The following is a 7,902-nucleotide window of genomic DNA, read 5'->3' on the forward strand; positions in this document are numbered from 1 at the left end:
ATTCATACCTCTTTTAAATTAAAATATTTATCCCACTCATTTTATCATAAAATGCTAAGATGCTCAAATGTTTTAAGTGCTTGAAGTATCTCTGTATACGATTTTTTAGATACCCTACGGACCATTAAATAATCCTTATCTTCAAGGAAAAATAGCCATTCTCCAGCAGCCTCCTTCATGCCATTCAAGGGAGTTAATGCAAGATGAGAAAAAGTCATTATTAAGTTAGAGGACAGGCTGCTGATGAGACTAATTTCTTTTTTGTTTGATACACTTGTTTCGAAATTGAGGATTGTTTTCGCTCAATAGGAGTTTGGAAATATAAAACTATCTCTTGTCAACTGACAGGTGGAATAAGTGAGACTCTAATTGTCTTACTCACTGATCAGTGACATAAAAGCCCTGCATATAATAAAGCAAAGCTCTCATATGGTTAGCAGTTCTCTACTCTTCCACACCCAAGGTCAGCTCAGGTACATCATGTTGAAAGTAGGGAACATTTTTAGCTTCTAGGAGCTCGATGGCAAAGGGATGAATGCGGTAAGCAGTCTTGTAGGTGATTTTTTTAATGCCTGCTTGCAAAAGCGCTTTTGTGCAATTGATGCAGGGAAAGTGAGTGACGTAAATTTCGGTGCCCTTGGTGGAAATTCCTTCCTTTGCACACTGAATGAGGGCATTCATTTCCGCGTGGACAGTGCGGATGCAGTGACCATCTTCCATCTGGTGACCGACCTCACTGCAGTTGTCGGTATCTGACACCCCACCGTTGTAGCCAGTAGCAATAATACGATTATCCTTGACCAGTACAGCACCGACAAAGGCTCGGTCACAGGTGGAGCGTTTGGAAATCAGCTCCGCGTTAGCCATAAAATAATCCTGCCAAGAAAGTCTTTCAGCCATTTTTACCTCCATTTGAAATAAGCTCTGCCATTTCCAAAAGTCTATAAAACAATTAATTCTTTGGGTGCCAAGGTCAGCACTTCGCAACCTGTTTCCGTCACCACTAGGTCGTCTTCAATGCGGACGCCATACTTGCCATCTAAATAAATGCCAGGCTCGTCTGTCAAGACCATGCCCACTTCAATCGGCTCTTCTGAGTGACCAAAGTAAGGAATCTCGTGAATGTCCAACCCAATACCGTGGCCGATGCCATGTGTAAAGGCAGCACCGTATCCAGCATTATTGATAACTTGACGTGGCACACGGTCAAAGTCAATACGACTCATGCCAGGCTTAACTGCCTCAATCAGCGCCTTATTAGCCCGCAAGACGATATCGTAAATCTCGCGCTCCTCGTCCGTTGTTTGCCCGATGTGAACGGTCCGTGTCATGTCGCTGACATAGTGGTTGTAGTAGCAGCCAAAATCCATAGTCAGGGTCTCACCCGGCTGGATAATTTTGTCGCTAGCCACCCCGTGGGGCATGGCAGAGCGGTAGCCAGAAGCAATGATGAAATCAAAAGAAGCCCCTGTTGCACCCAGCTGGCGCATGCGTGCATCCAAAAAATTCATGACATCCAGCTCAGAAGTCTGACCTGGTTTGATAAAATCCAGAACATCCAAGAAAGCTTGGTCAGAAATCTGACAGGCGCGGCGGATAGTGGCAATCTCGCTCTCATCCTTAATCATGCGCAGATTTTCAATAAAATTAGTCATGGGAACCAGCTCATAATCAGCAAAGATACCTTCCAAAGTCTTGAAGACATTGTAAGAAACCACTTCGCCGTCAAAACCAATCTTAGTCAGCTCATCCTCAGCAATGATTTTGGCAATTTCAGGCAGGGCATCACGGCTTTCTACAATATCAAAACCCTCAACCACATCCTTGGCAATCAAAGTATAACGCGGATCCGTTACAAAAATCCGTCGTTTATCAGAAATGAAAACTGTTGCCTCAGTGCCTGAAAAACCCGTCAAGTAATAAATATTGGTCAGGTTTGTCACCAAAACTCCATCACAATCAGTTGCAGCCAAGGCCGCTTCAAATTTTTCCAAACGCTTTTCCATGAACAACTCCTTTTTACTTGAGAACTCTTGATAAATATGAACAAATCTTCCTTTTCGCTGTTGGCTTCATCCAATCCAATTCAAATTTTGACACCTATGCTGGCAGAGACCATCTGAATCACTTTTGGGAGGTTATATCACTTTAAGCGACGATGTAAAGTAGTTTTGGAATGCTGTTCACAGGATATGCCAGAGATGAGACTAAGGAAAAAAGAAAACCCGTTCCTTGAGAAGTTTTAACTTGCCTTTAGTTTACCACGATTTACCAGCTTTTGAAAGTCTTTCCAATAGATAGCAAAAGAACCCCTTGAAAGGTTCTTTTTGTACGACTATAATTGAACACCCAAAACTAATCCTGACTTAAAGGTAAAAGCTAAACTTAATTCACAGACAAAACAAGGAAGCAAGATAATAAGATAAAACAAAGTAACCCAAGCGTGATATTTTCGTCATAAGGCAAATCAGTAATAAAGAATAGTGTATAACGAGATTTATGAGACTTTAAGCTCAAATATCAGACATGAACTTCCTTAAGGAAGCTGCTTCTCTTTGCACTACCTAAGAAAATACCAAAAAGTTTTGAAGACAATAAGGACAGGCTACTAAAGGCCCTAGTGCAATTTCGTCTTCAGGTATTGCCCTGTGAAGCTAGCGGAATTCTTTGCCACTTCTTCTGGTGTTCCGATAGCGACGATGGTTCCGCCACCAACCCCGCCTTCTGGTCCAAGGTCGATGATATGGTCAGCTGTCTTAATGACATCCAGATTATGCTCGATGACTAGAACAGTATTACCATCGTCAACAAAGCGTTCTAAGACTTGAAGTAGTCGGGCGATATCATCCGTGTGCAAACCTGTGGTTGGTTCGTCCAGAATGTAGAGACTCTTGCCTGTTGAACGCTTATGCAGTTCTGAGGCCAGCTTCATACGCTGCGCTTCACCACCTGACAGGGTTGTGGCTGGCTGACCCAGCGTGACATAGCCCAGTCCCACATCCTTGATGGTCTGTAATTTGCGGGCAATCTTTGGAATAGCTGCAAAGAAATCAACAGCGTCATTCACCGTCATGTCAAGGATTTCCGCAATATTTTTCTCCTTGTAGTGAACTTCCAAGGTTTCCGAATTGTAGCGAGTGCCATGACAGACTTCACAAGGCACGTAAACGTCTGGCAAGAAGTGCATTTCAATCTTGATAATGCCATCACCAGAGCAGGCTTCACAGCGCCCACCCTTAACATTAAAAGAGAAACGCCCCTTCTTGTAACCGCGAATCTTAGCTTCATTAGTCTGAGCAAAAAGGTCACGAATATCGTCAAAGACACCCGTATAGGTGGCTGGGTTTGAACGCGGTGTGCGACCGATTGGGCTTTGGTCAATGTCGATGAGACGGTCAATGTGTTCAATACCAAGTAAGGTCTTATGCTTACCAGGCTTGGCTGAATTGCGATTGAGTTTTTGCGCAACAGCTTTCTTCAAAATGCTGTTGATAAGGGTTGACTTGCCTGAGCCTGACACGCCAGTCACAGCGATGAATTTACCCAGTGGAAATCTGACATCCAGATTTTTTAGATTATTTTCGGCAGCACCCTTGATTTCAAGAAACCGACCATTACCAGAGCGACGCTCGCTTGGGACAGGAATTTCTTTCTTACCCGACAAATATTGGCCTGTGATAGATTTCTTATTCTTAGCCACTTGTTTTGGAGTACCCGAGGCAACAATTTCCCCACCGAATTGACCAGCCCCTGGTCCAACATCAATCAGCCAGTCCGCTTGCATCATAGTGTCTTCATCGTGTTCGACAACAATGAGCGTGTTACCCAAGTCACGCATTTTCTTAAGACTTGCGATGAGGCGATCGTTGTCACGTTGGTGAAGACCTATGGAAGGTTCATCTAGGATATAGAGAACACCAGACAAATTAGAACCAATCTGCGTTGCTAAGCGGATACGTTGACTTTCCCCACCAGACAAGGTCCCCGCAGAACGAGATAGGGTCAGGTAATTGAGACCAACATTATTGAGGAAGGTCAAGCGGTCCTTGATTTCCTTGACAATCGGTGTAGCAATGGTTTTCTCATTGTCAGAAAGTTCCAGATGATTGAGCAGTTCCAAGTGGTCTGCGATGGACAGGTCAGAAACTTGTCCGATATTTAGCCCTTCAGGCCCACCCACACGAACACAAAGTGCCTGGTCATTGAGGCGATAACCGTGGCAAGTTGCACAAGGTAGCTCATTCATGTAGCCACGCATGACATTGCGCGTAAAATCACTGTTAGTCTCGTGATAGCGGCGGTCAATATTGGTCACCACGCCCTCAAAGGGAATATCAATATTGCGCTCGCCACCAAAATCATTGACATAATGAAAATGAAACTCACGGTCACCCGAGCCAAACAGGACAATGCTTTGCTCCTCCTCAGTTAACTTTTCAAAAGGCTTGTCTAGATCAACACCAAAGGCCGTCATAGCTTGTTCCAGCATAGCTGGATAATAATTTGATGAGATAGGATTCCAAGGGGCTAGCGCACCTTCACGCAGGGTCTTGCTCTTGTCAGGAATAACCAAGTCCAAATCGACTTCTAGCTTGTTGCCCAGACCATCACAGGTCGGACAGGAACCAAAAGGCGCATTAAAGGAGAAGAGACGGGGCTCCAACTCGGGTACCGTAAAGCCACAGACTGGGCAAGAATAGTGTTCCGAGAAGAGGAGCTCATTGCCATCCATGGTATCAATGATGACATAGCCGTCTGCCAGACGCAGGGCAGCCTCCACAGAGTCGAAAAGACGACTGCGGATACCTTCTTTGTTGACAAGGCGGTCCACCACGATTTCGATATGGTGCATTTTCGACTTGGACAGTTCTGGTACCTCGGTTACATCATAAATGTCACCGTCCACGCGCACACGCACATAGCCATCCTTTTGGATTTTCTCGAAGGTCGTCTTGTGTTGCCCCTTTTTACGACGAACAATGGGCGCCAGAATCTGCATCCGAGTGCGTTCTGGCAGAGTCAACACCTTATCCACAATCTGTTCAACAGACGAGGCCGTAATGGCACCGTGACCATTGATACAGTAGGGCGTTCCGACACGGGCATATAGCAGACGCAGATAATCATTGATTTCGGTTGCCGTTCCGACCGTTGAACGCGGATTTTTGCTGGTCGTTTTTTGGTCAATGGAAATAGCAGGGCTAAGACCATCAATAGAATCCACATCAGGTTTCTCCATATTGCCCAAGAACTGTCTAGCATAGGCTGACAAGCTTTCTACATAGCGGCGTTGACCTTCGGCATAAATGGTATCAAAAGCCAAACTTGATTTACCAGAGCCAGATAGACCCGTCACCACCACCAATTTATCGCGTGGAATCTCCACATCAACATTTTTCAAATTATGGGCACGTGCCCCATGAATAATTAATTTATCCTGCATAGTTTTAACAGACAAGGAAAATTCCCCTTCTCCTTCCTTTCTATGGTGTCCAAAGAAAATCCCAACACCATCTCATTTCCCACTAATCTAGGAAATGGCTTCATTTACCTATTATAACAAATTTCGTGCAAATCCTTTACCACAAAAACTGCTAAATATAGTATAATAAATGGGTATGTAAAATTTGAAAGCTAGGATTGCAACTTTCAAGAGTCGCTTTTCATTTACAGCATTCTAACTAAAGGAGGACTTGTCATGAAGCAGATGTTTCTCTCAACTGCCATTGAATTTAAGGAAATTGAAACATTCGAGCCAGGTGCTTGGATTAATCTGGTCAACCCCTCCCAGGAAGAATCTGTTCAACTAGCAGAGCAATTTGATATTGATATCACTGACCTGCGGGCTCCTCTCGACGTAGAAGAAACCTCACGTATTTCGGTAGAAGACGACTACACGCTCATCATCGTTGACGTTCCTACCTATGAAGAACGTAACAATAAAAGCTACTATGTCACTATCCCGCTTGGCATCATTGTCACTGAGAATGCTGTCATCACGACCTGCCTGCAAGAGCTAACGCTGTTTGATAATTTCTATAATCGTCGCGTGAAGAACTTCTTCACTTTTATGAAGACGCGTTTCGTTTTTCAGATTCTTTATCGCAATGCAGAGCTCTTCCTGACAGCCCTTCGTTCTATTGACAGACAGAGTGATAAAATTGAAGCTCAACTGGAAAGTGCAACACGAAATGAACAGCTGATTGACATGATGGAGCTGGAAAAATCCATCGTCTACCTGAAAGCTTCTTTGAAATTTAATGAACGCATCGTCAAAAAATTGGCTTCTAGCACTTCTAGCCTCAAAAAATATATTGAAGATGAGGATCTGCTAGAAGATACCCTCATCGAAACCCAACAGGCCATTGAGATGGCAGGCATTTACGAAAATGTCCTCAACGCCATGACTGAAACAACCGCCTCTATCATTGGCAATAATCAGAATACTATTATGAAAACCTTAGCACTCATGACAATGGCGCTAGATGTTCCGACAGTTATCTTCTCTGCTTATGGTATGAACTTTAAAAATAACTGGATGCCATTGAACGGTCTAGATCATGCTTTCTGGTATATCGTTCTCATCGCTGCGGCTTTGAGTGCTACGGTCGTTGTCTACTTTATCAGAAAAAAATGGTTTTAATTAAACAATTCGTCATATATTGTAGTATCTTGTCAAACTAGACTAGCCGCCATATTGCCGACTATCTCACTCACTCTTTCGCAAAGCAGTTATTATTGAATGACTTTGCTATCTATCCTTAAAACAAGAGGTTAATTTTACGAACAACATAAGTTTGTTTTATCACTATTTTTATTTATCATTATTCAAGAGGAGAATTTATTATGGATTTACAACATCTTACTAACAAGAATCGAGAATTTATCCACATTGCTACTCATCAACTTATCAAAGATGGCAAGAGCGATGAGGAAATCAAGACTATTTTGGAGAATATTCTTCCTGAGATTCTTGATAATCAGAAGAAGGGAGTTCCAGCCCGCACTTTTCTTGGTGCACCTACTACTTGGGCTGCTAGTTTTACTGACAAAGCTAATCAAGAAAGTAAAGAAAATCAGGTCAAAAATACAAATCCATGGCTTATGTGGCTTGATACCTCACTTTTGTTCATGGGGGTCGTTGCTTTGCTTAATGGCCTGATGCTTTTGTTCAATTCTAAAACAGTTAGCGCTGGACTAATCTCACTCCTAGCTCTTAGCTTTGGTGGTGGGGCAGCTATGTATGCAGCTTATCACTTCATTTACCGCCATATGGGCAAACCCAAAGGAGAGCGTCCTGGTTGGTTCAAGACAATCCTTATCTTGACTGCTGCCATGATTCTCTGGATTTTGATTTATACAGCAACAGCTTTCCTTCCTGCCACAGTTAACCCACAATTACCAGCAATTGCTCTTCTTCTGATTGGTGCCGCAGCTTTTGGTCTACGTCACTTCTTTCAAAAAAAATACAATATCCTCAATGCTATGGCTCCCCAGTCTAAATAATTAACAACTTGACTAAAAAACCACTTGGCTAAAAAGTCAATGTCATTAAGTTAAGTCTTTAACCAATTGAAGAAACTATTCCCGTCTGAGCAGTTGATGACAAAATGGGAATAGTTTTTGTATTGAGGGCGCACAAAAAGGAAGGTTTTTAACCCAATTTTTTAACTATTATGATATTCTATAAGTGAAGCTTACGGGAGCCTGGCTTTTTATCTTTCTTTGGAAGGTTCGATTGGGTCGAATAATAGATAGGTGCTTGGCAATGTAGGTTTCTAATTGGAAGGAAGTAAGTTCTTCTCTAAGAAATTTTCGACAGGCATAAACAGCGTCTGAAAAACAAATTTTATAAGCCTGTTTTAACTTTAATAGTTTAATGGTAACGTGTGAGGTCAGCCA

General features: G+C 42.9%; 5 protein-coding genes and 1 pseudogene. 2 read left to right on the top strand and 4 right to left on the bottom strand.

Annotation, left to right across the window (positions count from 1 at the left end):
• Window positions 1–444: 444 nt before the first annotated feature.
• From A3GS_RS0105360 to uvrA, 3 genes are all read right to left on the bottom strand, one after another.
• A complete protein-coding gene (locus A3GS_RS0105360; protein ID WP_018364395.1) occupies window positions 445–900 on the bottom strand; it encodes a deoxycytidylate deaminase in 456 nt (151 codons plus the stop codon).
• A 41-nt stretch (window positions 901–941) separates the two neighbouring features.
• A complete protein-coding gene (locus A3GS_RS0105365) occupies window positions 942–2,006 on the bottom strand; it encodes a M24 family metallopeptidase (protein ID WP_018364396.1) in 1,065 nt (354 codons plus the stop codon).
• A gap of 611 nt (window positions 2,007–2,617) precedes the next feature.
• Window positions 2,618–5,443 (bottom strand): excinuclease ABC subunit UvrA, encoded by a 2,826-nt coding sequence (gene uvrA, locus A3GS_RS0105370; RefSeq protein ID WP_018364397.1) that lies wholly within the window; start codon window positions 5,441–5,443, stop codon window positions 2,618–2,620.
• A 255-nt stretch (window positions 5,444–5,698) separates the two neighbouring features.
• Here uvrA and A3GS_RS0105375 point away from each other — a divergent pair, with 255 nt between their 5' ends.
• Together A3GS_RS0105375 and A3GS_RS0105380 are read left to right on the top strand one after the other, a co-directional pair.
• Complete coding sequence (locus A3GS_RS0105375; protein WP_018364398.1) at window positions 5,699–6,643, top strand: magnesium transporter CorA family protein; 945 nt, start codon at window positions 5,699–5,701, stop codon at window positions 6,641–6,643.
• Window positions 6,644–6,846: 203 nt separating this feature from the next.
• The gene (locus tag A3GS_RS0105380) at window positions 6,847–7,506 is read left to right on the top strand and encodes a DUF1129 domain-containing protein (protein ID WP_018364399.1); all 660 of its coding nucleotides are present in this window, start codon (window positions 6,847–6,849) and stop codon (window positions 7,504–7,506) included.
• A 168-nt stretch (window positions 7,507–7,674) separates the two neighbouring features.
• Here the strand turns inward: A3GS_RS0105380 and A3GS_RS12315 are convergent.
• Window positions 7,675–7,902 (bottom strand): annotated as a pseudogene (locus A3GS_RS12315) (IS4 family transposase); the annotation flags it as partial.

Source organism: Streptococcus caballi DSM 19004 (assembly GCF_000379985.1).
GTDB classification, from domain to species: domain Bacteria; phylum Bacillota; class Bacilli; order Lactobacillales; family Streptococcaceae; genus Streptococcus; species Streptococcus caballi.

Bases quoted from the DNA above. Each gene is read 5' to 3' on its own strand.
- uvrA (WP_018364397.1), bottom strand. From the start codon at position 5,443: ATGCAGGATAAATTAATTATTCATGGGGCACGTGCCCATAATTTGAAA.
- A3GS_RS0105375 (WP_018364398.1), top strand. From the start codon at position 5,699: ATGAAGCAGATGTTTCTCTCAACTGCCATTGAATTTAAGGAAATTGAA.
- A3GS_RS0105380 (WP_018364399.1), top strand. From the start codon at position 6,847: ATGGATTTACAACATCTTACTAACAAGAATCGAGAATTTATCCACATT.
- A3GS_RS0105365 (WP_018364396.1), bottom strand. From the start codon at position 2,006: ATGGAAAAGCGTTTGGAAAAATTTGAAGCGGCCTTGGCTGCAACTGAT.
- A3GS_RS0105360 (WP_018364395.1), bottom strand. From the start codon at position 900: ATGGCTGAAAGACTTTCTTGGCAGGATTATTTTATGGCTAACGCGGAG.